Genomic DNA, 26,406 nt, shown 5'->3' with positions numbered 1-26,406 from the left:
GCCTCCCGTCCGCACCGTGCGTCCGTTGCGGGCCGGTGCGAGGTTCCGTGTTCCGTGCGGCTTTGTGAGCGCGCACCAAGCGTGCAACCTCGCACCGGGTGGCGGGCCCGGCACTGTGCGTGGTGGCCGTCGGACGGGAGGCACGGTGCGGGCCCGCCACGCGCCTCCCGTCCGCACCGTGCGCGCGTCGCGGGCCCGTGCGGCGTTGCGCGCTCCGTGCGGCGCTGCAAGCGCGCACCAGGCGCGCAACCTCGCACCGGGCGGCGGACCCGGCACCGTGCGCGGTCGCGTCAGCCCGCGGGCGTCGCCGTCGCCGTCGCCGACGGCTGCAGCGCTGCGCGCACCGCGTCGACGACGGGCTGTGCGCCGCCGGGCTCCGTGAACAGCGTCGACTGCGTGGTGATCCAGTACGGGTCGGCGAAGGCGTCCGCGCGGCCGATGCCGTCGTTCAGCGCGAAGTAGCCCTCGACGCGGTAGGTGGGGACCGATCCGCCCCGGTCGTACAGGGCGTCCTTCAGGTTCGTGAGCGACTTCTCAGGCAGGTCGGCGACAGCCAGGGTGATCGTCTCGGTGTCGTCGTCGGTGGCGACGAACTGGCAGACGCGGCCCCGCTGCTTCGCGATCGTGGCGGCGGGGGAGCCCTTCGCGGGGGTGAAGGAGCCGTCGAGCGCGAAGGTCGTCCCGTACACCGACAGGGCCTCGGTCGGCAGGAACTCGGCGCAGGTCTGCGACACCGTCTTGCCGACCGGGGTCGGGCTGGGCGTCGGGTGGCTGTCCCCGCCGCCCGAGCAGGCCGACAACGCGAGTGCTGCTGCGGCGGTGACGACGGCGACGGAGCACGCCCGGGCACGGCTTCGGGTGGTCATCCCGACATGATGGCCCATCGTCCGGCGTGCACCTGGGTGTCCCGGTAGACTCGTCCGCCGTGACTCCTGCCGAACTCTCCGCCGCGTACCTGTCGATCCTGACCGGGATCGTCGAGCGACGAGGCGCGTCCGAGACCGTGACGATCGGGGACTCCCACGTGGTGCTCGAGCGACCGAAGGACCGTGCGCACGGCGACTGGGCCTCGAACGCCGCCATGCAGCTCGCGAAGCGCATCGGCACGAACCCGCGCGAGCTCGCGACGGAGATCGCCGGCGAGCTGACCGAGCTCGACGGCGTGGCCTCGGTCGACGTCGCCGGCCCGGGGTTCATCAACATCACGCTCGAGGCCGCAGCGGCCGGTGAGATCGCCCGCACGATCGTCGAGGGCGGCGACGCCTTCGGGCACGGCGACCTGTACGACGGCGTCCGGATCAACCTGGAGTTCGTGTCGGCGAACCCGACCGGCCCGATCCACATGGGCGGCGTGCGCTGGGCGGCGGTCGGCGACAGCCTGGCCCGCGTGTTCCAGGCGCAGGGCGGCCTCGTCACCCGCGAGTACTACTTCAACGACCACGGCGCGCAGATCGACCGCTTCGCCCGCTCGCTCGTCGCGTCGGCGCTCGGTGAGCCCACGCCGGAGGACGGCTACGGCGGTGCGTACATCGCCGAGATCGCGGCCCGCGTCATCGCGACGCTCGACCCCTCGGTCGACGTGAAGGACCTGCCGCGCGACGAGGCGCAGGAACTCTTCCGGCGCGAGGGCGTCGACTTCATGTTCGCGGACATCAAGTCGTCGCTGCACGACTTCGGCGTGGACTTCGACGTCTACTTCCACGAGAACGCCCTGCACGAGTCGAAGGCCGTCGAGCGCGCCATCGCCCGGCTGCGTTCGGCGGGCGTGATGTACGAGGCCGAGGGTGCCGAGTGGCTCCGCACGACCGACTTCGGCGACGACCGCGACCGCGTGGTCATCAAGTCCGACGGCGAGCCCGCGTACATCGCCGGCGACCTGGCGTACTACCTCGACAAGCGCGAGCGTGGCTTCGAGCGCAACCTGATCATGCTCGGTGCGGACCACCACGGCTACGTCGGCCGGATGATGGCGATGTGCGCCGCGTTCGGCGACGAGCCGGGCACGAACCTCGAGATCCTGATCGGGCAGATGGTCAACCTGCTCAAGGACGGCGAGCCCATGCGCATGTCCAAGCGCAACGGCACCATCGTCACGATGGAGGACCTCGTCGACGCGGTGGGCGTCGACGCCGGCCGGTACTCGCTCGTCCGGTTCGCCAGCGACACCGCGATCGACATCGACCTCGACCTGCTCACGAAGCGGACGAACGACAACCCGGTCTTCTACGTGCAGTACGCCCACGCACGCACCCAGTCCGTGGCCCGCAACGCCGAGGCCGCCGGGGTCGACCGCTCCGTGTTCGACGCCTCGCTGTTGACGCACGACTCCGAGGGTGCGCTGCTCGGCGCCCTCGCCGAGTACCCGCGCGTGGTGCGCCACGCCGCGGAGCTCCGCGAGCCGCACCGCATCGCCCGGTACATCGAGCAGCTCGCGGGCCTGTACCACCGCTGGTACGACGCCTGCCGCGTGACCCCGCTCGGCGACGAGCCGGTCACCGACCTGCACCGCACGCGCCTGTGGCTGAACGACGCCACCGGCCAGGTCGTCCGCAACGGCCTCGGCCTGCTCGGCGTGAGCGCTCCGTCCCGCATGTAGCGGAGCGGCGGCGCGAGCAGACGGCCGCTCCGTTGTCGAGGCGCGCCCCCGGACGGTCATCGCGCCCCGGTGTGCGCGGGCGCGATGACCGTGGCGGGGCGCGATCGAGTGCGCTACCGCCCCGCGCGCCGCGCCCGCCCACCGGACGCACCCCGCGCCTCCAGGCAGGCTGACGGGACCACCTGGCAGGGTGGGACGCATGTCCGCCGCCACCGAACGCCCCCGCAAGCGCCGCCGCTGGCCCGTCGTCCTGCTCGTGGTCGTCGTCGTGCTCGCCGCCCTCGTCGTGATCGCCGAGTTCGTGCTCCGCGGGGTCGTCGACCGCATCATCGCCCAGCAGGTCGAGCAGTCGCTGCCCGACGGCACGACGGGCCAGGTCGAGGCGCACGCCGACGGCATCGTCATCCCGCAGCTGATCGGCGGCACCCTCGACCAGGTCGAGATCACGTCCGAGAAGCTCACCGTCGACGGCATCCCGCTCGCCGCCGACGTCACCGCGAAGGACGTCCCCGTGGACGGCAAGGGCGACGTGCACGACGTCGACGGCACGGTCACGTTGGCGTCGTCGAGCGTGAAGGACCTGTCGAAGTACAGCCCGCTGTTCGACCGGTTGTCCCTGGTGGACGGCGGCGTCGAGCTGTCCGGTTCCACGGCGGTGCTCGGCTACGACATCACCTACGCGGCGAAGGGCGACGTGGTCGCGCAGGACGACGGCCGCGGCATCACGATCACCCCGAAGAGCGTGCGGATCACGAACTCCGACCTCGGCCTCAAGGTGGACTCGATCCCCGGCGTCACGAACGTGCCGGTGCAGGTCTGCACGGCGCAGTTCCTGCCCGAGGCGCTCCGCGTGCGCTCGCTCGACGTCTCGAAGGCCGACGCGACGGTCCGCGTCACCGCGGACGCGCTACCGCTCAACGAGCAGGGCCTGCAGACGGTCGGCAGCTGCGGCTGATCCCGTGGCTGCGTCACACGGACGGGAGGCCCGCCCCGCGTCGGTAGGATCGGGTCCCGTGAGCGAGAACCCCCTTGCACCGCCGCGACTGCGGTTCCCGACGGACGCCTCCGAGCTGGTGGACCGGATCTGGCCCGCGTCCGCGACGCGGACCGACGACGGCGACCTGGCGGTCGGCGGTGTCACCGCGACGGACCTCGTCCGGCAGTACGGCACTCCGCTGTACGTCGTCGACGAGCGTGACGTGCAGTCGCGTGCGGTCCGGGTGCGGAACGCGTTCACCGAGGCCTTCGAGGGCATCGGCACCCGGGCGCACGTCTACTACGCCGGCAAGGCGTTCCTGACGACGCAGGTCGTGGCGTGGATGGCCGAGGCCGACCTGCGTGTGGACGTCTGCACCGGCGGGGAGCTCGCGGTCGCCCTGGCTGCGGGCATCGACCCGGCGATGCTCGGCTTCCACGGCAACGACAAGTCCGACGCCGAGATCGCCCGCGCGGTCGAGGTCGGCGTGGGCACGATCGTGCTCGACAGCCACGAGGAGGTCCAGCGCGTCGCCCGTGCCGCTGCCGACGCCGGGGTCGTGCAGCGCGTCCGGATCCGCATCAACAGCGGCGTCCACGCGTCCACTCACGAGTACCTGGCGACCGCGCGCGAGGACCAGAAGTTCGGCATCCCGCTCACCGAGGCCGTCGCCGCGGCCGAGGCGGTGCGCGCCGAGTCGTCGCTCGTGTTCGTCGGGCTGCACTCGCACATCGGGTCGCAGATCTTCGACGAGTCCGGGTTCCGCGAAGCCGCTCGACGCCTGATGGACGTGCACGCCACCCTCGTCGAGACCGGTCCGGTGCCCGAGCTGAACCTCGGCGGCGGCTGGGGCATCGACTACACCGAGGCCGACTCCGCCTTCGCTCCCGAGGACGTCGCCGACGCCCTCGCCGCGATCATCGCCGAGGCCTGCGCCGAGCGGGACATCCCGGTGCCCGAGGTCGCCGTCGAGCCCGGTCGCTACATCGTCGGGCCGGCGGGCATCACGCTCTACCGCGTCGGCACGATCAAGCCCGTCACCCTCGAGACCGGCGACGCGGACACCGGCCACGCCACCCGCACCTACGTGTCCGTCGACGGCGGCATGAGCGACAACGCCCGTCCTGCCCTGTACGGCGCCGACTACACCGCTCGCCTCGCCCGGACGTCCGAGGCGCCGGCCGTCCTCACCCGCGTCGTCGGGAAGCACTGCGAGAGCGGGGACATCGTGGTCAACGACGAGTACCTGCCGGGTGACGTCCAGCGGGGGGACCTGCTCGCCGTCGCAGCCACCGGGGCGTACTGCTGGGCGCTGTCGAGCAACTACAACCACGTGGGCCGCCCGCCGGTCGTCGCCGTGGCGGACGGCACAACCCGTATCCTCGTGCGGGGCGAGTCGATCGACGACCTCCTCGCCCGCGACACCGGGGTCCGCCCCGTGCCCCACGCCGGCACCGGTCGCTGACCCGACGAACAGGAACCAACTCCAGATGATCGAATACCGCAACGTCCGCGTCGCGCTGCTCGGGGCCGGCTCGGTCGGGTCCCAGGTCGCGCGGCTCCTGCTCGAGCACGCCGACGAACTCGCCTCGCGCGCCGGTGCCGGCCTCGAACTCGTCGGGATCGCCGTGCGCGACGTCGACGCCCCGCGCGACGTCGACCTGCCGAAGGACCTCTACACGACCGACGCCGAGTCGCTCATCCTCGGTGCCGACATCGTCGTCGAGCTGATCGGTGGCATCGAGCCCGCGCGCACGCTCGTGCTGCAGGCGCTGCAGTCCGGCGCGGACGTCGTGACCGGCAACAAGGCGCTCCTCGCGACCCACGGTCCGGAGCTCTTCGCGGTGGCCGAGCAGGTCGGTGCGCAGCTGTACTACGAGGCCGCCGTCGCCGGAGCGATCCCGATCATCCGACCGCTGCACGACTCGCTCGCCGGGGACCGCATCGAGCGGATCATGGGCATCGTCAACGGCACCACGAACTTCATCCTCGACCTGATGGACCGCGAGGGCGCGACGTTCGAGGACGCCCTGGCGACCGCGACCGAGCTCGGGTACGCCGAGGCCGACCCGACCGCCGACATCGAGGGCTACGACGCCGCGCAGAAGGCCGCGATCCTGGCCTCGCTGGCGTTCCACACCTCGGTGCCGCTCGCTGCCGTGCACCGCGAGGGCATCACCTCGGTGACCATCGAGCAGGTCCGCGCCGCGCGCAAGGCCGGCTACGTCGTGAAGATCCTGGCGACCGCCGAGCGACTGACCGACGAGGACGGCCGCGAGGGCGTCAGCGCCCGCGTCTACCCGGCCCTCGTGCCGGAGTCGCACCCCCTGGCGAGCGTGCACGGCGCGAAGAACGCCGTGTTCGTCGAGGCCGAGGCCGCGGGCGACCTCATGTTCTACGGCGCCGGTGCCGGTGGTGTCGAGACCGCGTCCGCCGTCCTCGGCGACCTGGTGTCCGCCGCACGTCGGCACGTCATCGGCGGCCCGGGTGTCGCGGAGTCGACCCAGTCGGACCTGCCCGTCTTCCCGATCGGCACCGTGCGCACGCGCTACCAGATCACCCTGCACGTCACGGACGCTCCCGGCGTGCTGTCGACGGTCGCCGGCGTGCTCGCGAAGCACGGCGTGAGCGTCGAGACCGTCGAGCAGACCACCACGGGTGCCTCCGAGGGGACGGCAGCGCTCGTCATCGGCACGCACCTGGCGCGCGAAGCCGACCTGGCGGACACCGTCCGCACGCTCCGCGGCGAAGACGTGGTCCTGGACGTGACCAGCGTCCTGCGCTTCGTCGGCGCCTGACGCACCACGGGCCTCCAGGCCGACCGCGAACCACCACCAGACCGACCCACCGGACAGAGAGAGAAGCCTGATGGCCCACCAGTGGCAGGGAGTCCTGCGCGAGTACGCCGACCGACTCGACGTGACCGAGGCGACGCCGATCGTCACGCTCGGCGAGGGCGGCACGCCCCTCATCCCGGCTCGTCGGCTCTCCGAGCGCACCGGCGCCGAGGTCTACGTCAAGTTCGAGGGCATGAACCCGACCGGGTCCTTCAAGGACCGCGGCATGACGATGGCGATCTCGAAGGCCGTCGAGCACGGCGCGAAGGCCGTCATCTGCGCCTCGACCGGCAACACCAGCGCCTCGGCCGCCGCGTACGCCACGCACGCCGGCATCACCGCCGCGGTGCTCGTGCCCGAGGGCAAGATCGCCATGGGCAAGCTCAGCCAGGCCGTCGCCCACGACGCCCAGCTGCTGCAGGTCCAGGGCAACTTCGACGACTGCCTCGACATCGCCCGCGACCTGGCGGCGAACTACCCGGTGCACCTCGTCAACTCGGTCAACAACGACCGCATCGAGGGTCAGAAGACCGCTGCGTTCGAGGTCGTCGACGTCCTCGGCGACGCCCCGGACTTCCACTTCCTGCCGGTCGGCAACGCGGGCAACTACACCGCGTACTCCCGTGGCTACCGCGAGGACGTGGCCGCCGGTCGCACGACGAAGCTCCCGCGCATGTTCGGGTTCCAGGCCGCCGGTTCCGCACCGATCGTCCGTGGCGAGGTCGTCAAGAACCCCGACACCATCGCCTCCGCGATCCGCATCGGCAACCCGGCCTCGTGGCAGTTCGCCCTCGAGGCCCGCGACGAGACCGACGGCTACTTCGGCGCGATCTCGGACGAGGCGATCCTCGCCGCGCACCACATCCTGTCGGCCGAGGTCGGCGTCTTCGTCGAGCCCGCGTCGGCCATCGGTGTCGCCGGGCTGCTCGAGCGCGCCGACGCCGGCGTCGTGCCGAAGGGCGCGAAGGTCGTCATCACCGTCACCGGCCACGGCCTGAAGGACCCGCAGTGGGCCCTGCGCACCGAGGACGGCAGCGAGGTCACCCCGACGAGCGTGCCGGTCGACACCAAGTCGATCGCGGACGTGCTCGGACTGGTCGCGGCGCAGTGAGCCCCGACCGCTCGTCCGGACCGGGGGAGGGCGTCACCGCCCACAGTGCTGTACCGGCCGGACGGGCGGTCCACGCTGTGCCCGCCGGGCGGGCGGCCCACGTGTTGCCCGCCGGACGGGCCGTGCGCGTCCGCGTGCCGGCGACGTCCGCGAACCTCGGCCCGGGGTTCGACTCGCTCGGTCTCGCGCTCTCGCTGTACGACGAGGTCGTCGTCCGGGTCCGACCGGAAGCCGGCGCCACCGTCACGGTGCAGGGCGTCGGTGCCGGCGAGGTCGCCACCGACGACACGAACCTGGTCGTGCGCGCCGTCCGCCGCGGCCTCGAGCACGCCGGCGTCGACCAGCCCGGCCTCGAGCTGCACGCCACGAACGCGATCCCGCACGGCCGCGGGCTCGGTTCCTCGGCGGCCGCGATCGTCGCCGGCCTGATGGCGGCCCGCGGGCTGCTCGAGGGCATCGTCGACCTGGACGCCTCGACCCTGCTCAGCCTGGCCACCGAGATGGAGGGGCACCCGGACAACGTCGCCCCCGCACTCTTCGGTGGGCTCACCATCGCGTGGATGACGGCCGAGGGACCCGCGTACAAGCGCCTCCTGGTGCACCGCGGCGTCGCACCGGTCGTGTTCGTGCCGACGTCCACGCTGTCGACGAAGCTCGCCCGCTCCCTGCAGCCCGAGAACGTCCCGCACGCCGACGCCGCGTTCAACGTCTCCCGTTCCGCGCTGCTCGTCGCCGCGCTCATCCAGAGCCCCGAGCTCCTGCTCGCCGCGACCGAGGACCGCCTGCACCAGGCGTACCGGGCGAGCGCGATGCCGGAGACCGACGCACTGATCGGCCTGCTCCGGCAGCACGGCCTCGCGGCCGTCGTGTCCGGGGCGGGACCGAGCCTGCTCGTGCTCGGCAGCGACCCGGCACAACGGCTCACGGCCGCGGATCTCGTCGCCCGACACGGGGAATCCGACTGGCGCGCGCTCATGCTGGCCGTCGATCTCGGTGGTGCTACAGTGGTGGCGCACTCGGCGCTCGAAGCCGAACCCGCGTAACCGCACGGTATGCCCGTCCTCAAGGACAGCGCCTGCGACGTCGCAGGGTCCGGCGCGCGGGTGTGCATCTCTTTCTGATCACCGAATCCCGGTCCGTCGTCTGAACGGCGGTCGATGCATACCCGTGCATCCGGGACGGTGGAAACTCTCCGCGTTCTGCGGTTCGAAAGGAAACACCGACCTTGACCGACAACAACTCCGCCCCGGTGGAGATCCCCAGCGACCTGCGCGCCCTCCGCCTGCCGGAACTCCAGCGCATCGCCTCCTCGCTCGGCATCACCGGGCTCTCCAAGCTCCGCAAGGGCGACCTCATCGCCTCCATCGAGGACAAGCGCCCCGTCACGGACGACGTCCCCGCTGCGGCAGCGCCCGCCACGACCCCCGCCGCGGCGCCGGTGACCGAGCAGCCGACGCTGCCGGAGCCCGGAGCCGAGGCACCGATCGCTCCGGTCGCCGACCCCGAGGCACCCGCCGTCGAGTCCGAGCCGGCCGCGCCGTCGCGTGCCCGCCGTTCGCGCCGCGCGTCGTCCGGTGGCACCGTGAACGCCGGCCCGACCTCGGCCGCCGAGCACACCAACGCCGGCCACACCGGCACCGAGGACCTGCTCGCGGGCCTCGACCAGGTGCGTGCCGAGAAGGACGCCCAGGAAGCCGCCCAGACGCAGACCGGTGGGCAGCGTCGCGGCCGCGGCCAGCGCGGTGCCGACCAGCAGGCCCAGCAGCCGAACGAGTCGGCCGACCAGCAGACGCCGACCTCGGCACCCGCTCAGACCGACCAGCAGGCCCGCACCGAGCAGCAGGCGCGGACCGAACAGCAGGCGCGGACCGAGCAGCAGAGCACCGACGGCGAGTCGCAGGACCAGTCCGGTGCCGCCGACTTCGGCGAGCAGCACGACCAGAACGACCAGAACGGTGAGGGTGGTTCGCGTCGCGGCCGTCGCAGCCGTGGTCGTGGTCGTGGGCGTGGGCAGAACGCCGAGAACGGCGAGCAGAACGGCGAGCAGCAGGACGGCCAGCAGCACCAGCAGGGCGGCCAGCAGAAGCAGAACGGCGGCGACCAGCAGAAGCAGGCCGACGCCAAGCAGGCCGACGCGAAGCAGGGCGACTCCAAGCAGCGCGACGCGAAGCAGGACGACCGCGCCGAGCAGAAGCAGCAGGCGGCCAACCAGCAGAAGCAGAACGGTCAGCAGAAGCAGGGCCAGCAGGCCCAGCAGAACGCCGACGACACCGAGGGCGGCCGCAGCCGTCGCCAGCGTGACCGCAAGCGCGGCCGTGGCGGCCAGAACGACGACTTCGAGCCCGAGGTCACCGAGGACGACGTCCTGATCCCGATCGCGGGCATCCTCGACGTCCTCGACAACTACGCGTTCGTCCGCACCACCGGCTACCTGCCCGGACCGAACGACGTCTACGTCTCCCTCGGCCAGGTGAAGAAGTACCACCTGCGCAAGGGCGACGCCGTCGTCGGTTCGATCAAGCAGCCCCGTGACAACGAGCAGCAGAGCCGTCAGAAGTACAACGCGCTCGTGACCGTCGACTCGGTCAACGGCCAGACCGCCGAAGAAGCAGCGGCCCGTGTCGACTTCTCGGACCTCACCCCGCTGTACCCGAACGAGCGCCTGCGCCTCGAGACGGAGCCGGGCAAGCTGAGCACCCGCATCATCGACCTCGTGTCGCCGATCGGCAAGGGCCAGCGCGGCCTCATCGTCTCGCCGCCCAAGGCCGGCAAGACCGTCGTGCTGCAGGCCATCGCCAACGCCGTCGCGAAGAACAACCCCGAGGCGCACCTCATGGTCGTCCTCGTCGACGAGCGGCCCGAAGAGGTCACCGACATGCAGCGCACGGTGAAGGGCGAGGTCATCGCCTCGACCTTCGACCGTCCGGCCGAGGACCACACCACGGTCGCCGAGCTCGCCATCGAGCGTGCGAAGCGCTTGGTGGAGCTGGGCCACGACGTCGTGCTGCTGCTCGACTCGATCACCCGTCTGGGCCGTGCCTACAACCTGTCGACCCCGGCGTCGGGCCGCGTGCTCTCCGGTGGCGTCGACTCGGCGGCGCTCTACCCGCCGAAGCGCTTCTTCGGTGCCGCGCGCAACATCGAGGACGGCGGCTCGCTGACCATCCTCGCCACCGCGCTCGTCGAGACCGGTTCCAAGATGGACGAGGTCATCTTCGAGGAGTTCAAGGGCACCGGCAACATGGAGCTCCGCCTGAACCGTCACCTGGCCGACAAGCGGATCTTCCCGGCCGTCGACGTCAACGCCTCCGGCACCCGTCGCGAGGAGCAGCTGCTCTCCGCCGACGAGGTCAAGATCACCTGGCGTCTGCGCCGAGCCCTCGCCGGGCTCGACCCGCAGCAGGCCCTCGAGATCGTGCTGCGGAACCTCAAGGAGACGCAGTCGAACGTCGAGTTCCTGGTGCAGGTGCAGAAGTCGGTCCCGACGACCGGCGGCGCTCACCACAACGGTCACCAGGAGTAACGCGTGTTCGAGTCGGTGGCAGGGCTGCTGGCGGAACACGAGGACCTGACGCAGCAGCTGTCGGACCCCGCGCTCCACGCCGATGCGGCCCGGGCGAAGAAGGTGAACCGGCGCTACGCCGAGCTCAACCAGATCAAGTCCGCGTACGAGTCCTGGCAGGCGGCGGGGGACGACCTCGCCGCCGCCCAGGAGCTCGCGCGTGAGGACTCGGCGTTCGCGGACGAGGTCCCCGAGCTCGAGGAGCAGTTGGCGGAGCGCCAGGAGCGTCTCCGCCGGCTGCTCATCCCGCGCGACCCCGACGACGGGCGCGACGTGATCATGGAGATCAAGGGCGGCGAGGGCGGCGAGGAATCGGCGCTGTTCGCGGCCGACCTCCTGCGCATGTACTCGCACTACGCCGAGACCAAGGGCTGGAAGGTCGAGCTCCTCGAGCGCACCGAGTCCGACCTGGGTGGCTACAAGGACGTCCAGGTCGCGATCAAGTCGAACACGACCGACCCGTCGCAGGGTGTCTGGGCGCACCTGAAGTACGAGGGCGGCGTGCACCGTGTGCAGCGCGTGCCGCAGACCGAGTCGCAGGGGCGCATCCACACCTCGACGACCGGCGTGCTGGTGTTCCCCGAGGTCGACGAGCCCGAAGAGGTCGCGATCAACCAGAACGACCTGAAGATCGACGTGTACCGGTCCTCCGGTCCCGGCGGGCAGTCCGTCAACACGACGGACTCCGCGGTCCGCATCACGCACCTGCCCACGGGCATCACGGTGGCGATGCAGAACGAGAAGTCGCAGCTCCAGAACCGTGAGGCCGGCATGCGCGTGCTCCGTGCACGCATCCTCGCGCGGCAGCAGGAGGAGCTCGACGCGATCGCCTCGGATGCGCGCAAGTCGCAGATCCGTGGGATGGACCGTTCGGAGCGCATCCGGACGTACAACTTCCCGGAGAACCGGATCGCGGACCACCGCACCGGCTACAAGGCGTACGACCTGGACCGCGTCATGAACGGTGCGCTCGAGCCCGTCGTCCAGTCCGCCATCCAGGCGGACGAAGAGGCACGTCTGGCCGCCATCGGCGACCAGGACGCGTAACCGCACACCCAGCCTGGAGGCCCGGATCACCGCCGACACGCCCCTCACGTACGCCGCGGATCGCCTGCTCGAGCAGGCGGCCGCGGCGCTCGTCGCGTCCGGCGTCCCGACGCCCCAGGTCGACGCCGAGCTGCTGCTCGCGTGGGCGACCGACACCTCGCGCGGTGCGGTACAGGCCCGCGCGATGACCGGCGGCGCGATCGCTCCGGAGCACGTCGAGCGCTTCCGGCACGCGATCGCCCGACGGAGCACCCGCGAGCCGCTGCAGCACATCACCGGGCAGGCGTACTTCCGAGCACTGACCCTGGCGGTCGGACCCGGCGTGTTCGTGCCCCGTCCCGAGACCGAGGGCGTCGTGCAGTTCGGCATCGACGCGCTCCGGGCGGTCGCGGTGCCGGCGCCGATCGCGGTCGACCTCGGCTCCGGGAGCGGTGCCATCGCGATCGCCATGGACACCGAGGTGCCGAACGCCGTCGTGTACGCCGTCGAACGATCGCCCGAGGCCCTGTTCTGGACCCGCCGGAACACCGACGCCCACGGCGGCACGGTGCGACTCGTCGAGGGCGACCTCGCCGACGCGCTGCCCGAACTCGACGGCACGGTCTCGGTGGTGGTGTCGAACCCGCCGTACGTGCCGGACGACGCGATCCCGATCGACCCCGAGGTCCGCGACCACGACCCCGCGATGGCGCTGTACGGCGGGCCGGACGGCCTCGACGCCGTGCGCGCCCTGGCCGAGACGGCGTGGCGGTTGCTCGTGCCCGGCGGGGTGCTCGTCATCGAGCACGCCGAGCCGCAGGGCGCCGGCGTCCGCGAGGTCCTGGCGCGCCGGGGGTTCCGGACCCCGGAGACGCACGTCGACCTGACGGGTCGCGACCGCACGACCACCGCGACCCGGTAGGCGGACGCACCCCGGGCCTCCCGGTCGGTATGCCGTGCCGTACCGAGCGGAAACGGGCGTACCTGGCCGTTCAGAACGACCAGGTACGCCCGTTGCTTGTTGCCATCTCGAACGTGATGGGAAGGGTCAGGCGACGGGGGAGGCCTCGCGCTGCTGCGCGACGAAGGCGCGGACGTGCTCGCGCAGGTCGGTGTCGCGCTCGACCAGGACCGCATGGATGCCGACGCTCCGGGCACCCGCGATGTTCTCCGGCATGTCGTCGGCGAAGAACGTGCGTTCGGCGGGCACGCCGTGGTGCTCCATCGCGCGGAGGAAGACCTCGGGCTCGGGCTTGCGGGCGCCGAAGTTGCTCGACGTGTCCAGGTGCTCGCCGAACAGCCCCGGCAGTGACGGTGCCCACTGGTGGATCCACCGACCCGCGAGCGGCCCGTTGTTGGTGAGCAGGCCGACACGCCCGTGCTCGCTCGCGATCCGGACGGCCTCGATGCGCTCCGGCAGCTCGGTCATCGCGGACCCGCGGATGCGCGCCCACTCGGCCTCGGGGACGTCGCACTCCATCGCCCGCTCGAACGCGGCGAGGTACTCGTCGCCGTCGGCGAAGTCGCCGGCCTCGGCACGCATCTCGTGGCCGCAGTCCCACCAGCGGCGTCGGAGCTCCTCGAACTCGTGTCCGGTGAACTCGGAGAGTGCGGCCATCCGCACCTGCCAGTCGTACCGGACGAGGACGTCGTCCATGTCGAAGAGGAACAGGAGGTGGGGCGCAGGGGTCTCGTTCACGATGTCCTCCATTGTGTCGCACTATCATCGTCGAGTCATGGCATCCCGATACGACTGCACCGACTCCGACGGGCTCCTGACCGGGATGCGGCTCGCACGTGCCGCCCTCGGGCGCGGAGACCTCGTCGTCGTCCCCACCGACACCGTCTACGGCCTCGCCGCGGACGCCTTCAACGCGGCCGCCGTCCAGCGGTTGCTCGACGCGAAGGGCCGGACGCGGCAGTCGCCGCCGCCGGTGTTGATCCCCGGCCCGCCGACGCTCGACGCGCTCGCGAGCGACGTGCCGCAGCAGGTGCGCGACCTCGTCGCCGAGTTCTGGCCCGGCGGCCTGACCGTGATCCTGCGCGCGCAGCCGTCGCTCGACTGGGACCTCGGCGAGACGCGGGGCACGGTCGCCCTGCGGATGCCGGACTCGCGGATCGCGCTCGAGCTCCTGCAAGAGGTCGGTCCGCTCGCGGTCTCGTCCGCGAACTCGACCGGCGACCCGGCCGCGATGGACGTCGATGCCGCTGAGCGGATGCTCGGCGACAGCGTCGCCGTGTACCTGGACGGCGGCGCGATCGGGGAGCACGAGGGCTTCGAAGCCTCCACCGGCTCGACGATCGTCGACGCGACGGGGCTGTCGGACGGCGGGAAGCTCCGCATCGTCCGACACGGGGTGATCTCCGACGACGAGATCATCCGGGTCGTCGGAGCCGACCTCGTCGGATGAAGTACTACCTGCTGGCGGGGGCGATCGCCGCGGTCGTGAGCTTCCTGGTCAGCGTGCTGGTGTGGAAACTCGGGCTGAAGTACAAGTGGTACCCCCAGGTCCGCGAGCGCGACGTGCACCGCACGCCGACTCCGCGCCTCGGCGGGATCGCGATGTACATCGGCGTCATCGTGTCGCTGTTGGCGGCGTGGTTCCTGTTCCCGTCGATCGCGGGGACCGACTACTTCCGGCTGGTGTTCTCCGAGCCGGGCCGCGTGCTGGCGGTGCTCGGGGGCGCGACGATCATCGTGGTGCTCGGCGTCGCGGACGACATCTGGGACCTCGACTGGATGACGAAGCTCGCCGGGCAGATCATCGCTGCGGGCATCCTCGCCTGGCAGGGCGTCGCGATCGTGTCGCTGCCGATCGGCAACACCCTGGGCGTGGGCTCGTCGTACATGAGCCTGATCTTCACGGTGCTGGCGGTGGTGCTCGTGATGAACGCGGTGAACTTCATCGACGGACTCGACGGCCTGGTCGCCGGGGTCGCGATCATCGCCGGCGGGGTGTTCTTCCTCTACACGTTCTTCATCAACCGCGTGGTCGTGCAGACCGAGTTCTTCTTCAACCTGCCGTCACTGCTGACCGCGGTGCTCGTCGGCTCCTGCTTCGGGTTCCTCATCCTCAACTGGCACCCGGCGAAGCTGTTCATGGGCGACGCCGGAGCGCTGCTCGTCGGCTTCCTGATGGCCACCAGCGCCGTGTCGGTCACGGGCAACATCGATCCCGCAGCGGTGCAGACACGCCAGGCGCTGCTGCCGGCTTTCATCCCGATCCTGCTGCCCTTCGCGATCCTGATCGTGCCGATCCTGGACTTCGGCCTCGCCGTCACCCGGCGGCTCAGCGCTGGCAAGTCACCGTTCTCGGCCGACCGCAAGCACCTGCACCACCGTCTGCTCGACATGGGGCACTCGCACTTCCACGCCGTCCTGATCTTCTACGCGTGGACCGCCACCGTCGCGGTCGGGTGCCTGCTGTTCCTGTTCGTGGACTGGTACTGGGTGGTCGCCTTCGTCGCGGTCGGCTTCACCGTGTGCGCCGTCGCCACGTTCGCGCCGCTCGGCCGGAAGCGCACCGAGATCGCCGCCCAGACCGCCAACCGTTCCGCCGCCGTGGTGGACGCCAGCCTCGACCCGCTCGACCGGGCCGCCAACGACCGCACGATCCCAGGAGACATCACGTGACCGCACCGAACGCGCTCGACCACGTCCGGCCGGTGTTCCGCCGCATCATCACGTGGGGCGCGGTGCTCGCGGTCGCCCTGGCGATCGTCGGGGGAGTCGTGGGGCTGCTCGTCGCCGACACTCCCGGGCTCGTCGGCGGCCTGCTCGGAGCCGTGCTCAGCGTGGTGTTCCTCGGCCTCACCGCGGTCAGTGTCCTCGTCGCGCTACGGGTGTCCAAGGGGCAGATGATCTCGGGTGCCTTCTTCGGCATCGTGATGGGCACCTGGCTGCTCAAGTTCATCGTGTTCATCGTGCTGCTGGTGGCACTGAAGGACCGTACCTGGGTGGACTTCCCGGTGCTCGCGATCGTGATCATCGCGGGGGTCGTCGGGTCCCTGGTCATCGACGTCGTCGCGGTGGCGAAGGCCCGCATCCCGATCGGCGTGCAGCTGCCCGGTGACGGGTCGGGTGGCTCCGCGGACGCTGAGAACCCGACCCCCCGCAACTGAGAAGCCGGGAAGCCTCTCGCACCTGATAGGCTTCTCGGAGTCCGCCACCGGAGCCTTTCGCTCGGAGCGGGCAAGCCTCCACAACGTCCACCATCGCGTGCCATGATGTGCGCGCGCCGACACAGGAGACAGCGCTGCTATCCCACGCTCTTCCCCTGTCCCTCTCTGCTGCGGTTGACACCGTTGCGGCGGGGAGCAGCAAGGCCGCCGAGTTCCATGGTCCGTCGATCAACGAGTTCTTCCCGGATGCGATCTTCTTCGCAGGGACGCCGTTCGAGATCGATCGGGTCGTCCTCATCCGCTTCTTCGCCGTCGCCGTGCTCCTGGTGTTCGCCTTCGTGGGAACCCGCGCGCTGAAGCTCGTCCCGAACCGCGGTCAGGCGTTCATCGAGTACGCGTTCGACGTCGTTCGTCGCAACACCTTCGACAACCTCGGAGAGAAGGACGGCAAGCGATTCCTGCCGCTCCTGGCGACGATCTTCTTCGGCGTGCTGTTCATGAACCTGACCGGTCTGATCCCGGGCATGAACCTCGCCGGCACCAGTCGCATCGCGATGCCGATGATCCTCGCGATCGTCGCCTACGTCGCGTTCATCTACGCCGGCCTCCGCAAGCACCCGGGCACGTTCCTCCGGAACTCGCTCTTCCCGCCCGGGGTGCCGTGGTTCCTCTACATCATCGTGACGCCGATCGAGCTCGTCTCGACCTTCGTGCTCCGTCCGGTGACGCTCACCCTGCGACTCCTGATGAACATGGTCGTCGGGCACCTGCTGCTCGTCCTGTTCTTCTCGGCGACGCAGTTCTTCTTCTTCGACGCTTCGCTCGGCTTCAAGGCCTTCGGTGTCGGGACCCTCGCGTTCGGCATCGCGTTCAGCTTCTTCGAGATCCTCGTCGCGCTGCTGCAGGCCTACGTCTTCATGCTCCTCACCGCCGTCTACATCCAGCTGGCGCTGGCTGACGAGCACTGATTCCTCACTGACCCCCTACGGGACCGGCAACCGTCGGACCCGCACCTCGAAAGGAAAACACGTGGACGCAACGACCGTTCTCGCGGAGATCAACGGCAACATCGCGACGGTTGGCTACGGCCTCGCTGCGATCGGCCCGGCCATCGGTGTCGGCATCGTCGTCGGCAAGACGATCGAGTCCGTCGCCCGCCAGCCCGAGCTCCAGGGCCGCCTGACGACCCTCATGTACATCGGTATCGCCTTCACCGAGGCCCTGGCCTTCATCGGCATCGCCACGTACTTCATCTTCACCAACTAAGGTTCCTCGATGCACAACGCACTCATCATCGCGGCGGAGGAGACGCACAACCCCCTCATTCCGCCGGTGTACGACATCGTGTGGTCCGCGGTGGCCTTCCTCATCATCCTCGTGGTGATGTGGCGTGTCGTCACGCCGCGCATCACGAAGATGCTCGATGAGCGCACTGAGGCCATCGAGGGTGGCATCAAGAAGGCAGAGGCTGCTCAGGAGCAGGCCGCTGCTGCGCTCGACGAGTACAACAAGCAGCTCGCCGACGCCCGCTCCGAGGCGTCCCGCATCCGTGAGCAGGCCCGCGCCGACGCCACGGCGATCGGTAACGAGGTCCGCGAGCAGGCAGCGGCCGATGCAGCACGCATCACGGCCAACGCCCAGGCGCAGATCGAAGCCGAGCGTCAGAGCGCCGTCCAGTCGCTCCGGTCCGAGGTGGGCACCCTTGCCCTCGACCTCGCGTCCGGTGTGATCGGCGAATCGCTCAAGGACGACGCCAAGTCGTCGGCAGTCGTCGACCGCTTCCTCGCCGACCTCGAGGCCTCGCAGGCCACGAAGACGGGGGAGCACTGAGCATGCGCAGCGCTACCAGAGAAGCACTCGCGTCCACCAGGGCGGTGCTCTCGGACCTCGGTTCGAGCGCCGACCTGGCCGTGGGTGCCGAGATCCTCGCCTCCGGGCGTGCGATCGCCGGTGCGCCGCAGCTGCTCGGGCTGCTGTCCGACCCGACGGCCGACCCGGCCGGCAAGAAGGTCCTCATCGACCGCGTCTTCGCCGGTCAGTCGCACGCGACTCGTGCTGTCCTGACCGCGGTGGCCGGCTCGCGCTGGTCCTCGCACCAGGACCTGCTCGCCGGCATCGAGGACGCGGGCATCCGCGCCGTCGCCGCCACCGCGGGTACCGACTCGCCGATCGAGTCCGAGCTGTTCGCCTTCGAGACCGCTGTCCGTTCGGACGCCGGGCTCGAGCTGGCACTCGGCACGAAGCTCGGCAGCCCGGCGCAGAAGGGCGCGCTCGTCGAGCGGCTCCTCGGCCCAAAGGCGTCGCAGCAGACCGTGACCATCGTCTCCGCGCTCGTGCAGCAGCCTCGCGGCCGCCGCATCGGTGAACTCGTCCGCGATGCCTCGCGCATCGTGGCCGAGCAGGACGGCAAGCTCGTCGCGACCGTGGTCACCGCCACGGCACTCACGACCGCCCAGTCGGCACGCGTCGCACGCGGGCTGGCCGAGCGCTACGGCAAGGACATCAGCATCAACCAGGTCGTCGACCCCACGGTCGTCGGCGGGGTCCGGGTGCAGATCGGCGGCGACGTCATCGACGGCACCGTGTCCACGCGGCTCTCGGAGCTCCGGCTCCAGCTCGCCGGCTAGGCGTACGGTCGAAGCCGCTCCTCCCAAGTCCACAACGGGAACTGCCGAGTCCGGCAGCGTCACCCTCTCGGAGCCGAAGGGCCCCGGAAAACCACAAGGAAAATCCCATGGCAGACATCACCATCAGCCCCGATGAGATCCGTGATGCCCTGAAGGACTTCGTCTCGAACTACGAGCCGACGAAGGCCTCCACGGCCGAGGTCGGGCACGTCACCGACGCCGGCGACGGCATCGCGCACGTCGAGGGCCTCCCCGGCGTCATGGCCAACGAGCTCATCCGCTTCGCGGACGGCACGCTCGGCCTCGCGCAGAACCTCGATGAAGACTCGATCGGCGCCATCGTGCTCGGCGAGTTCGCCGGCATCGAAGAGGGCATGGAGGTCACCCGCACGGGTGAGGTCCTCTCCGCCCCCGTCGGCGACGCCTTCCTCGGTCGCGTCGTCGACCCGCTCGGCGCCCCGATCGACGGTCTCGGCGAGATCGCTGCCGAGGGCCGTCGCGCCCTCGAGCTCCAGGCTCCCGGCGTCATGGCCCGCAAGTCGGTCCACCAGCCGCTGCAGACCGGCATCAAGGCCATCGACGCGATGATCCCCGTCGGCCGTGGTCAGCGTCAGCTGATCATCGGCGACCGCCAGACCGGCAAGACGGCCATCGCGATCGACACGATCATCAACCAGAAGGCCAACTGGGAGTCCGGCGACGAGGACAAGCAGGTCCGCTGCATCTACGTCGCCATCGGTCAGAAGGGTTCCACGATCGCCTCCGTCAAGGGAGCGCTCGAGGACGCCGGCGCGATGGAGTACACCACCATCGTCGCCGCCCCCGCGTCCGACCCGGCCGGCTTCAAGTACCTCGCCCCGTACACCGGCTCGGCCATCGGCCAGCACTGGATGTACTCCGGCAAGCACGTCCTCATCATCTTCGACGACCTGTCGAAGCAGGCCGAGGCCTACCGTGCCGTGTCGCTCCTCCTGCGTCGTCCGCCGGGGCGCGAGGCGTACCCGGGTGACGTCTTCTACCTGCACTCCCGTCTGCTGGAGCGTTGCGCGAAGCTGTCCGACGAGCTCGGCGCCGGTTCCATGACGGGTCTCCCGATCATCGAGACCAAGGCGAACGACGTCTCGGCGTACATCCCGACCAACGTCATCTCCATCACCGACGGCCAGATCTTCCTGCAGTCGGACCTCTTCAACGCGAACCAGCGTCCGGCCGTCGACGTGGGCATCTCGGTGTCCCGCGTCGGTGGTGACGCCCAGGTGAAGTCGATCAAGAAGGTCTCCGGCACGCTGAAGCTCGAGCTGGCGCAGTACCGCTCCCTCGAGGCGTTCGCGATGTTCGCGTCCGACCTCGACCAGGCGTCGCGTCGTCAGCTGGACCGTGGCGCCCGCCTGACCGAGCTCCTCAAGCAGCCGCAGTACTCGCCGTACCCGGTCGAGGAGCAGGTCGTCTCGATCTGGGCCGGCACCAACGGCAAGCTCGACACCGTCCCGGTGCCGGACGTGCTGCGCTTCGAGTCCGAACTGCTCGACCACCTGCGTCGCAACTCCGAGGTCCTCACGACCCTGCGCGAGACGAACCAGCTCAGCGACGAGACCGTCGCCGAGATGTCGAAGCAGATCGACGAGTTCACGAAGAGCTTCCAGACGAGCGACGGCAAGACCCTCGGTTCCGAGCAGTTCGACGCGGCAGACTCCGAGGACGTCGACCAGGAGCAGATCGTCAAGGGTCGTCGCTAGATGGCAGCGCAGGTCCGGGTCTACCGACAGCGAATCAAGTCCGCGAAGACCACGAAGAAGGTCACTCGCGCGATGGAACTGATCTCGGCGTCGCGGATCCAGAAGGCGCAGGCCCGCATGGCTGCGTCCGGCCCGTACTCGCGAGCCGTGACGCGTGCGGTGTCGGCCGTGGCGACGTTCTCGAACGTCGACCACGTGCTGACCACCGAGCCGGAGTCCTCGACCCGTGCGGCCGTGGTGCTCTTCACCTCGGACCGCGGCTTGAACGGCGCGTTCAGCACGAACGTCCTCAAGCAGGGCGAGGAGCTCGCCTCCCTGCTCCGCAGCGAGGGCAAGGACGTCGTCTACTACCTGGTCGGCCGCAAGTCCGTCGGGTACTTCGCGTTCCGTGAGCGCGCGTCGGAGCAGCAGTGGGTCGGCAACACCGACCAGCCCGAGTTCTCGACGGCCAAGGAGATCGGCGACGCCGTCGTGGCGAAGTTCCTCCAGGACACCGCAGAAGGCGGCGTGGACGAGATCCACATCGTGTTCAACCGGTTCCTCAGCATGGCGACGCAGGAGCCGCAGGTCGTTCGCCTGCTGCCCCTCGAGGTCGTCGAAGGGGTCGAGGAGCCCGAGGGCAACGAGCCCCTGCCGCTCTACGAGTTCGAGCCGGACGCCGATGCGGTGCTCGACTCGCTGCTCCCGGTCTACATCGAGAGCCGCATCTTCAACGCCATGCTGCAGTCGGCTGCTTCCGAGCACGCCGCCCGTCAGAAGGCGATGAAGGCGGCCAGCGACAACGCGGACTCGCTGATCCGTGACTTCACCCGACTCGCGAACAACGCGCGTCAGGCGGAGATCACGCAGCAGATCTCCGAGATCGTCGGCGGCGCCGACGCCCTCTCGTCGAAGAAGAAGTAGTCCGCGTCGTTCGCGGACAGATACCCACCCTCAGGAAGGCACCAGCCATGACCGACACCGCAACCACCGCGGTCGAGACGTCGTCGGCGCCCGGTGTCGGCCGGATCGCCCGTGTCACGGGTCCCGTCGTCGACATCGAGTTCCCCCACGACGCAATCCCGGAGATGTACAACCTCCTGTTCACGACCATCACCATCGGTGACTCGTCGCAGGAGATCGGCCTCGAGGTCGCCCAGCACCTGGGCGACGACCTGGTCCGTGCCATCTCCCTGAAGCCGACCGACGGCCTGGTCCGTGGCCAGGAGGTCCGTGACTCGGGCGCTCCGATCTCGGTCCCCGTCGGCGACGTCACCAAGGGCAAGGTATTCGACGTCCTCGGGAACGTGCTCAACACGGACGAGAAGCTCGAGATCACCGAGCGCTGGCCGATCCACCGCAAGGCCCCGGCCTTCGACCAGCTCGAGTCGAAGACCTCGATGTTCGAGACCGGCATCAAGTCCATCGACCTCCTCACCCCGTACGTGCAGGGTGGCAAGATCGGCCTCTTCGGTGGTGCGGGCGTCGGCAAGACGGTCCTCATCCAGGAGATGATCCAGCGCGTTGCGCAGGACCACGGCGGTGTGTCGGTGTTCGCCGGTGTCGGTGAGCGCACCCGTGAGGGCAACGACCTCATCGGTGAGATGGAAGAGGCGGGGGTCTTCGACAAGACGGCCCTCGTGTTCGGCCAGATGGACGAGCCGCCGGGAACGCGTCTCCGCGTGGCCCTGTCGGCGCTGACGATGGCGGAGTACTTCCGCGATGTCCAGAAGCAGGACGTGCTCCTCTTCATCGACAACATCTTCCGCTTCACGCAGGCCGGCTCCGAGGTCTCGACGCTGCTCGGTCGCATGCCGTCCGCCGTGGGCTACCAGCCCAACCTCGCCGACGAGATGGGTGTGCTCCAGGAGCGCATCACCTCGACGCGTGGTCACTCGATCACTTCGCTGCAGGCGATCTACGTGCCGGCTGACGACTACACCGACCCGGCTCCGGCCACCACGTTCGCGCACCTCGACGCGACCACCGAGCTCTCGCGTGAGATCGCGTCGCAGGGTCTGTACCCCGCGATCGACCCGCTGACCTCGACGTCGCGGATCATGGACCCGCGGTACCTGGGCGCCGACCACTACGAGACGGCCACGCGCGTCAAGCAGATCCTCCAGAAGAACAAGGAACTGCAGGAGATCATCGCCATCCTCGGTGTCGACGAGCTCTCCGAAGAGGACAAGATCACGGTCGAGCGCGCTCGTCGTATCCAGCAGTTCCTCTCGCAGAACACGTACATGGCGAAGAAGTTCACGGGCGTCGAGGGCTCCACGGTGCCGCTCAAGGACACCATCGAGTCCTTCCGCGCCATCGCCGACGGCGAGTTCGACCACGTTGCGACGCAGGCGTTCTTCAACGTCGGTGGCATCAACGACGTGGAAGAGAAGTGGGCACAGATCCAGAAGGAGAACCGCTGACATGGCGGGTCTCAACGTGAGCGTCGTCTCGGCCGACCGTGAGGTCTGGTCGGGCGACACCACCATGGTCGTCGCACGCACGACAGAGGGCCAGATCGGCATCCTGGCGGGACACGAGCCGATGCTCGCGATCCTCGCGCAGGGTCAGGTCCGCATCACGCGGGCCGATGGGTCGACCGTCGCGGTCGACGCCGAAGACGGCTTCCTGTCGGTGGAGCACGACACGGTGACGATCGTCGCGCGGCAGGCCGCGCTGGCGTCCTGACCGGACTGACCGTCCTCCTCCCGCCTTCGGAGACGAAGCGGGAGGGTGGGGACACGAGCCGCACGCTCGATCTGCGTGCACTCTCGTTCCCGGAACTGGCCGAAGAGCGGGCCGCGGTGATCACCGCGGCCCGCTCCGTCAGTTCCGAGGAGTCCTCGGCCAGGACGGCTCTGAAGCTCGGCCCGAAGTCGATCGCCGAACGGTTCCGCAACCTCGAACTCGACACGTCGGGCACGATGCCGGCGATCGAGCGCTACACGGGGGTGCTCTACGACCCCCTCGGCGCGCAGACCGCCGACGCGTCGACGCGGGCGTGGTGGCACGACCACGTGGTCGTGCAGTCGGCCATGTTCGGACCGATCGGTGCTGGTGACCCGATCCCGGCGTACCGCCTGTCGCACGACTCCCGGCTCGGGACGATCCGATTGGCGTCGCACTGGCCCGCGGCCTCGTCCCGGGTCCTGGCCGAGCGGGCGGACGGCCTGGTGCTCGACCTCCGGTCCGAGGGCTACCGCCAGCTCGGTCCCGTCCCGGAGGCGGTCGCCCCGCGCGTCGTGAGCATCGACGGCTCCGGTCGGCGGCGGGCGTTGAACCACTGGAACAAGACGGCGAAGGGCCGACTGGTCGCGTTGCTCGCGCGCACCGGAGCGGTCGTCACGGCCATGGACGACCTTGTGGACTGGGCCGCCGCGAACGGCGTCGTGGTCGAACGCAGCGACTCCGGCTGGGACCTGGTCGCCGAGAGCCTGGAACCCGTCACCGTCTGATCAGCGCCCCGGTCCGTCCTCCACAGGTCGGGCCGGGGCGCTGCTGTCCACAGGTGGTCGGTTCGTGCCTGACTGGAGGCCCGGATCACGCTTCGATGGCGTGCATGATCCCCTTGACGGCACACACCCCCGACCACACCGCAGTCCGGTTCCCTCGCGAGATCGCGGCGGCGGTCACCCTCCCGGCAGCGGCCGCAGCGCTGGTCACGTCCGGCGTCGGCGCTTGCTCCCGCGTCGGCGCGATCGCGATCGTCACCGCCTGCGGTGCGCTGTCGACCCGCATGGCGCTCATCCCGTTCCTCGCCGCCCGAGACCAGCCGGATCCGCGGGCCATCCGGGGGTTCGACCCGTTCGACGAGCCGACGCCGCCGGCGTTGCACGGCCTCGGACCGGAACCGGACCGTGCTCGTCTGCGCACGGCTGGCGACCGGTGTGCCGAGGCCTGGCGGGTCTGGCGCGCCGAGGGTGGTCAGGTGGACTGTACGGCCGGAGCCGCCGGTGCGCTCGCACTCGGGGCCTGGTGTGCGTGGGCGCTCGGGTCGTCGGCCCGCGCCGAGACACGGGCGCGCTACGCCCTCGAGACCCGTGCCGACGACCCGCTCGCCGGGCTGGTCCTGCGGTCGGTCCTGGCCGGCAGTGCGCCGACGTGGGCCGGGCCCCGTCGTGACCGGCACCGATCGTGACCAGCGCGGACGGCCGACGGCGCGGTGTGACGGGTCGACCGGATCGTCTACGGTGGAGGACACCACATCCGAAGGGCTCCGGTTGCGCGACGACGACATCGAGGACACCGTCATCCGGCGACCCCGCGGTGCCGGTGCCGGCGATCGCTTCGACGACGTGCTCGGCGACACCGTCATCCGGCCGCGCACGGAGCCGTCCGAACCGGTCGGTGACCGTGCCGACGACGGAGCCGGCGACCGTGCCGACGACAGAGCCGACGATCCTGCCGACGACGGAGCCGACCCGGAGGACACGGTCGTCCGCGCCCGTGTCCGGAGCGCCGCCGGACCGAGCGTGCCCGCCGGAGCCGCCACGGGCCTCCCGTCCGCCCCTGCCGCGCCCGCGGCGCGCGTGCCGTCGATCCGCATCGGCGACCGGACCTTCCGCCTGGACCACCCGGTCGTCATCGGACGGCGTCCGTCGCTGCCGCGGATCACCAGCGGCCCCGAACCGGAACTCGTGACGGTCCGGTCCGCCAACGGGCAGGTGTCGTCCTCGCACGTCCGCATCCACGCCGAGGGCGAAGCCGTGGTGGTGCAGGACCTGCGGTCCACGAACGGCACCGTCGTCCGACCGGCCGGCGCGCCGGTGTACCGCATGGCATCGGGTGCGTCGATCGTCGCGCTGACGGGTACGGTAGTCGAGGTCGGTGACGGCAACGCCATCGAGGTCCTCTCGCCGTACCTCCGGGTCGCGCCGACGGCAGACGGGTTCCCACCGGTTCCCCCGTGGCCCACCGACCAGACAGCACACGGCACGCCCCGAACCCCCAGAGAGCGATCCTGAAACGTGACCGAACTCGGCCGAGCAGCGACTGCGCACGCCATCGACGTCCCCGGTGCCGACGGCGCCACCCTGACGCTCTCGTGGGGAGCCGCGACCGACGTCGGTCGTCGCCGTGACCACAACGAGGACAGCTACATCGTCGGGGCGCCGTTCTTCGTCGTCGCCGACGGCATGGGCGGACACCTCGCCGGCGACCGCGCGAGCGACGCCGTCGTGCGTCGACTCGAGCAGGTGACGCAGGAGCCCTTCACCACGCGGCAGGGCATCCAGCGGGCGCTGCTGCTCGCCACGGCCGACATCGAGCGCGCAGCCGGCGGCAACGCGATCGGAGCGGGCACGACCGTCACCGGCATCGCCCTGGTCGCGTCGCTCGGGCAGCCGGCCGCCCTCGTCTTCAACGTCGGCGACTCGCGGACCTACCGGATCGAGGACGGCGTGCTGCGCCGCGTCACCGTGGACCACTCCGTGGTGCAGGAGATGGTCGACGCCGGGCTGCTGCGGGCCGAGGACGCCGAACAGCACCCGGACAGCAACGTCATCACCCGCGCGGTCGGGTTCGGCGAACCGCCGGCGCCCGACTGGTGGACCCTGCCGCTCCGCGCGGGCGACCGGTACATCGTCTGCTCCGACGGCCTGACGAAGGAGCTCGGCGACGCCGGCATCGCGCGCATCGCGGCGCGGGAAGCCGGTGCGCAGGGACTCGCCGAACGCCTCGTCGGCGACGCGGTCGTCGCCGGGGGCCGCGACAACGTCACCGTCGTGGTGCTCCAGGTCGACGCCGCCCCGGACGACGGCGACCTCGAGGACACCCTGCCGCGGCACTGACCGCCGGCACAGGACCCCCCGAACTGGGGGAGCGCGCCCGTC

At 70.4% G+C, this 26,406-nt stretch carries 26 protein-coding genes; 24 read left to right on the top strand and 2 right to left on the bottom strand.

Features of this window, described 5'->3' with window-relative positions:
- Window positions 1–290 precede the first annotated feature (290 nt).
- Window positions 291–866, bottom strand: coding sequence for a hypothetical protein (locus EDF51_RS03700; protein ID WP_134193868.1), 576 nt, complete (start codon window positions 864–866; stop codon window positions 291–293).
- A 59-nt stretch (window positions 867–925) separates the two neighbouring features.
- On the opposite strand from EDF51_RS03700, the gene argS reads away from it, so the two are divergent.
- The 9 genes from argS to prmC all read left to right on the top strand — a co-directional run bounded on the left by argS (window position 926) and on the right by prmC (window position 13,030).
- On the top strand, window positions 926–2,596 hold the full coding sequence (gene argS, locus EDF51_RS03695) for an arginine--tRNA ligase (RefSeq protein WP_134193866.1): 1,671 nt from the start codon (window positions 926–928) through the stop codon (window positions 2,594–2,596).
- Between the two features lie 199 nt (window positions 2,597–2,795).
- On the top strand, window positions 2,796–3,551 hold the full coding sequence (locus EDF51_RS03690) for a DUF2993 domain-containing protein (protein ID WP_123294269.1): 756 nt from the start codon (window positions 2,796–2,798) through the stop codon (window positions 3,549–3,551).
- Window positions 3,552–3,609: 58 nt separating this feature from the next.
- A complete protein-coding gene (lysA, locus tag EDF51_RS03685) occupies window positions 3,610–5,037 on the top strand; it encodes a diaminopimelate decarboxylase (RefSeq protein WP_131920025.1) in 1,428 nt (475 codons plus the stop codon).
- A gap of 25 nt (window positions 5,038–5,062) precedes the next feature.
- Window positions 5,063–6,370: a homoserine dehydrogenase gene (locus EDF51_RS03680; RefSeq protein WP_123294271.1), complete on the top strand. Its 1,308-nt coding sequence runs from the start codon at window positions 5,063–5,065 to the stop codon at window positions 6,368–6,370.
- 70 nt (window positions 6,371–6,440) lie between these two features.
- Window positions 6,441–7,520: a threonine synthase gene (gene thrC, locus EDF51_RS03675; protein ID WP_123294272.1), complete on the top strand. Its 1,080-nt coding sequence runs from the start codon at window positions 6,441–6,443 to the stop codon at window positions 7,518–7,520.
- Window positions 7,521–7,621: 101 nt separating this feature from the next.
- Window positions 7,622–8,563 (top strand): homoserine kinase, encoded by a 942-nt coding sequence (gene thrB, locus EDF51_RS03670; protein ID WP_123294435.1) that lies wholly within the window; start codon window positions 7,622–7,624, stop codon window positions 8,561–8,563.
- A gap of 182 nt (window positions 8,564–8,745) precedes the next feature.
- Window positions 8,746–11,043, top strand: a complete 2,298-nt coding sequence (gene rho, locus EDF51_RS03665; protein ID WP_131879680.1) for a transcription termination factor Rho — start codon at window positions 8,746–8,748, stop codon at window positions 11,041–11,043.
- 3 nt (window positions 11,044–11,046) lie between these two features.
- Entirely contained in the window at window positions 11,047–12,129 is a 1,083-nt protein-coding gene (gene prfA, locus EDF51_RS03660; RefSeq protein WP_123294274.1) for a peptide chain release factor 1, read from the top strand.
- 64 nt (window positions 12,130–12,193) lie between these two features.
- Complete coding sequence (gene prmC, locus EDF51_RS03655) at window positions 12,194–13,030, top strand: peptide chain release factor N(5)-glutamine methyltransferase (RefSeq protein WP_207913252.1); 837 nt, start codon at window positions 12,194–12,196, stop codon at window positions 13,028–13,030.
- Window positions 13,031–13,156: 126 nt separating this feature from the next.
- Here prmC and EDF51_RS03650 read toward each other — a convergent pair whose 3' ends face one another.
- Window positions 13,157–13,807, bottom strand: a complete 651-nt coding sequence (locus EDF51_RS03650) for an HAD family phosphatase (protein WP_131879678.1) — start codon at window positions 13,805–13,807, stop codon at window positions 13,157–13,159.
- A gap of 37 nt (window positions 13,808–13,844) precedes the next feature.
- On the opposite strand from EDF51_RS03650, the gene EDF51_RS03645 reads away from it, so the two are divergent.
- The 15 genes from EDF51_RS03645 to EDF51_RS03575 all read left to right on the top strand — a co-directional run bounded on the left by EDF51_RS03645 (window position 13,845) and on the right by EDF51_RS03575 (window position 26,364).
- The gene (locus tag EDF51_RS03645; protein WP_123294277.1) at window positions 13,845–14,519 is read left to right on the top strand and encodes an L-threonylcarbamoyladenylate synthase; all 675 of its coding nucleotides are present in this window, start codon (window positions 13,845–13,847) and stop codon (window positions 14,517–14,519) included.
- Complete coding sequence (locus EDF51_RS03640; RefSeq protein WP_111083866.1) at window positions 14,516–15,742, top strand: MraY family glycosyltransferase; 1,227 nt, start codon at window positions 14,516–14,518, stop codon at window positions 15,740–15,742. Before EDF51_RS03645 ends, EDF51_RS03640 begins: the two co-directional genes overlap by 4 nt.
- Window positions 15,739–16,230 (top strand): hypothetical protein, encoded by a 492-nt coding sequence (locus tag EDF51_RS03635; RefSeq protein ID WP_123294279.1) that lies wholly within the window; start codon window positions 15,739–15,741, stop codon window positions 16,228–16,230. The genes EDF51_RS03640 and EDF51_RS03635 overlap by 4 nt, the downstream gene beginning before the upstream one ends.
- 155 nt (window positions 16,231–16,385) lie before the next feature.
- The gene (gene atpB, locus EDF51_RS03630) at window positions 16,386–17,198 is read left to right on the top strand and encodes a F0F1 ATP synthase subunit A (RefSeq protein WP_111084153.1); all 813 of its coding nucleotides are present in this window, start codon (window positions 16,386–16,388) and stop codon (window positions 17,196–17,198) included.
- 61 nt (window positions 17,199–17,259) lie between these two features.
- Window positions 17,260–17,496, top strand: a complete 237-nt coding sequence (atpE, locus tag EDF51_RS03625; protein ID WP_027465781.1) for an ATP synthase F0 subunit C — start codon at window positions 17,260–17,262, stop codon at window positions 17,494–17,496.
- 9 nt (window positions 17,497–17,505) lie between these two features.
- On the top strand, window positions 17,506–18,060 hold the full coding sequence (locus EDF51_RS03620; protein ID WP_123312395.1) for a F0F1 ATP synthase subunit B: 555 nt from the start codon (window positions 17,506–17,508) through the stop codon (window positions 18,058–18,060).
- Window positions 18,061–18,062: 2 nt separating this feature from the next.
- Window positions 18,063–18,857, top strand: coding sequence for a F0F1 ATP synthase subunit delta (locus EDF51_RS03615; RefSeq protein ID WP_123937769.1), 795 nt, complete (start codon window positions 18,063–18,065; stop codon window positions 18,855–18,857).
- Window positions 18,858–18,964: 107 nt separating this feature from the next.
- The gene (gene atpA, locus EDF51_RS03610) at window positions 18,965–20,593 is read left to right on the top strand and encodes a F0F1 ATP synthase subunit alpha (RefSeq protein ID WP_123339745.1); all 1,629 of its coding nucleotides are present in this window, start codon (window positions 18,965–18,967) and stop codon (window positions 20,591–20,593) included.
- Window positions 20,594–21,496 carry a F0F1 ATP synthase subunit gamma gene (locus tag EDF51_RS03605; protein WP_123339744.1) on the top strand — a complete coding sequence of 301 codons (903 nt, stop codon included), beginning with the start codon at window positions 20,594–20,596 and terminating at the stop codon, window positions 21,494–21,496.
- A gap of 47 nt (window positions 21,497–21,543) precedes the next feature.
- The gene (gene atpD, locus EDF51_RS03600) at window positions 21,544–22,998 is read left to right on the top strand and encodes a F0F1 ATP synthase subunit beta (protein WP_065959250.1); all 1,455 of its coding nucleotides are present in this window, start codon (window positions 21,544–21,546) and stop codon (window positions 22,996–22,998) included.
- Window position 22,999: 1 nt separating this feature from the next.
- A complete protein-coding gene (locus tag EDF51_RS03595; protein ID WP_017885743.1) occupies window positions 23,000–23,263 on the top strand; it encodes a F0F1 ATP synthase subunit epsilon in 264 nt (87 codons plus the stop codon).
- On the top strand, window positions 23,260–24,030 hold the full coding sequence (gene yaaA, locus EDF51_RS03590; RefSeq protein ID WP_347876520.1) for a peroxide stress protein YaaA: 771 nt from the start codon (window positions 23,260–23,262) through the stop codon (window positions 24,028–24,030). Before EDF51_RS03595 ends, yaaA begins: the two co-directional genes overlap by 4 nt.
- Before the next feature lie 104 nt (window positions 24,031–24,134).
- Entirely contained in the window at window positions 24,135–24,713 is a 579-nt protein-coding gene (locus EDF51_RS03585) for a hypothetical protein (RefSeq protein WP_132100279.1), read from the top strand.
- A gap of 52 nt (window positions 24,714–24,765) precedes the next feature.
- On the top strand, window positions 24,766–25,539 hold the full coding sequence (locus EDF51_RS03580; RefSeq protein WP_132100280.1) for an FHA domain-containing protein: 774 nt from the start codon (window positions 24,766–24,768) through the stop codon (window positions 25,537–25,539).
- A 3-nt stretch (window positions 25,540–25,542) separates the two neighbouring features.
- Window positions 25,543–26,364 (top strand): protein phosphatase 2C domain-containing protein, encoded by an 822-nt coding sequence (locus EDF51_RS03575; RefSeq protein ID WP_123294286.1) that lies wholly within the window; start codon window positions 25,543–25,545, stop codon window positions 26,362–26,364.
- The last annotated feature ends 42 nt before the right edge of the window (window positions 26,365–26,406 follow it).

This window comes from Curtobacterium sp. PhB25 (genome assembly GCF_004365375.1).
GTDB lineage: Bacteria > Actinomycetota > Actinomycetes > Actinomycetales > Microbacteriaceae > Curtobacterium.
This window is presented reverse-complemented; position numbering and strand designations above follow the sequence as displayed.

Bases quoted from the DNA above. Each gene is read 5' to 3' on its own strand.
- EDF51_RS03640 (WP_111083866.1), top strand. From the start codon at position 14,516: ATGAAGTACTACCTGCTGGCGGGGGCGATCGCCGCGGTCGTGAGCTTC.
- EDF51_RS03645 (WP_123294277.1), top strand. From the start codon at position 13,845: ATGGCATCCCGATACGACTGCACCGACTCCGACGGGCTCCTGACCGGG.
- EDF51_RS03615 (WP_123937769.1), top strand. From the start codon at position 18,063: ATGCGCAGCGCTACCAGAGAAGCACTCGCGTCCACCAGGGCGGTGCTC.
- atpA (WP_123339745.1), top strand. From the start codon at position 18,965: ATGGCAGACATCACCATCAGCCCCGATGAGATCCGTGATGCCCTGAAG.
- EDF51_RS03700 (WP_134193868.1), bottom strand. From the start codon at position 866: ATGACCACCCGAAGCCGTGCCCGGGCGTGCTCCGTCGCCGTCGTCACC.
- thrC (WP_123294272.1), top strand. From the start codon at position 6,441: ATGGCCCACCAGTGGCAGGGAGTCCTGCGCGAGTACGCCGACCGACTC.
- atpD (WP_065959250.1), top strand. From the start codon at position 21,544: ATGACCGACACCGCAACCACCGCGGTCGAGACGTCGTCGGCGCCCGGT.
- EDF51_RS03620 (WP_123312395.1), top strand. From the start codon at position 17,506: ATGCACAACGCACTCATCATCGCGGCGGAGGAGACGCACAACCCCCTC.
- EDF51_RS03690 (WP_123294269.1), top strand. From the start codon at position 2,796: ATGTCCGCCGCCACCGAACGCCCCCGCAAGCGCCGCCGCTGGCCCGTC.
- EDF51_RS03585 (WP_132100279.1), top strand. From the start codon at position 24,135: ATGATCCCCTTGACGGCACACACCCCCGACCACACCGCAGTCCGGTTC.
- EDF51_RS03595 (WP_017885743.1), top strand. From the start codon at position 23,000: ATGGCGGGTCTCAACGTGAGCGTCGTCTCGGCCGACCGTGAGGTCTGG.
- EDF51_RS03680 (WP_123294271.1), top strand. From the start codon at position 5,063: ATGATCGAATACCGCAACGTCCGCGTCGCGCTGCTCGGGGCCGGCTCG.
- EDF51_RS03605 (WP_123339744.1), top strand. From the start codon at position 20,594: ATGGCAGCGCAGGTCCGGGTCTACCGACAGCGAATCAAGTCCGCGAAG.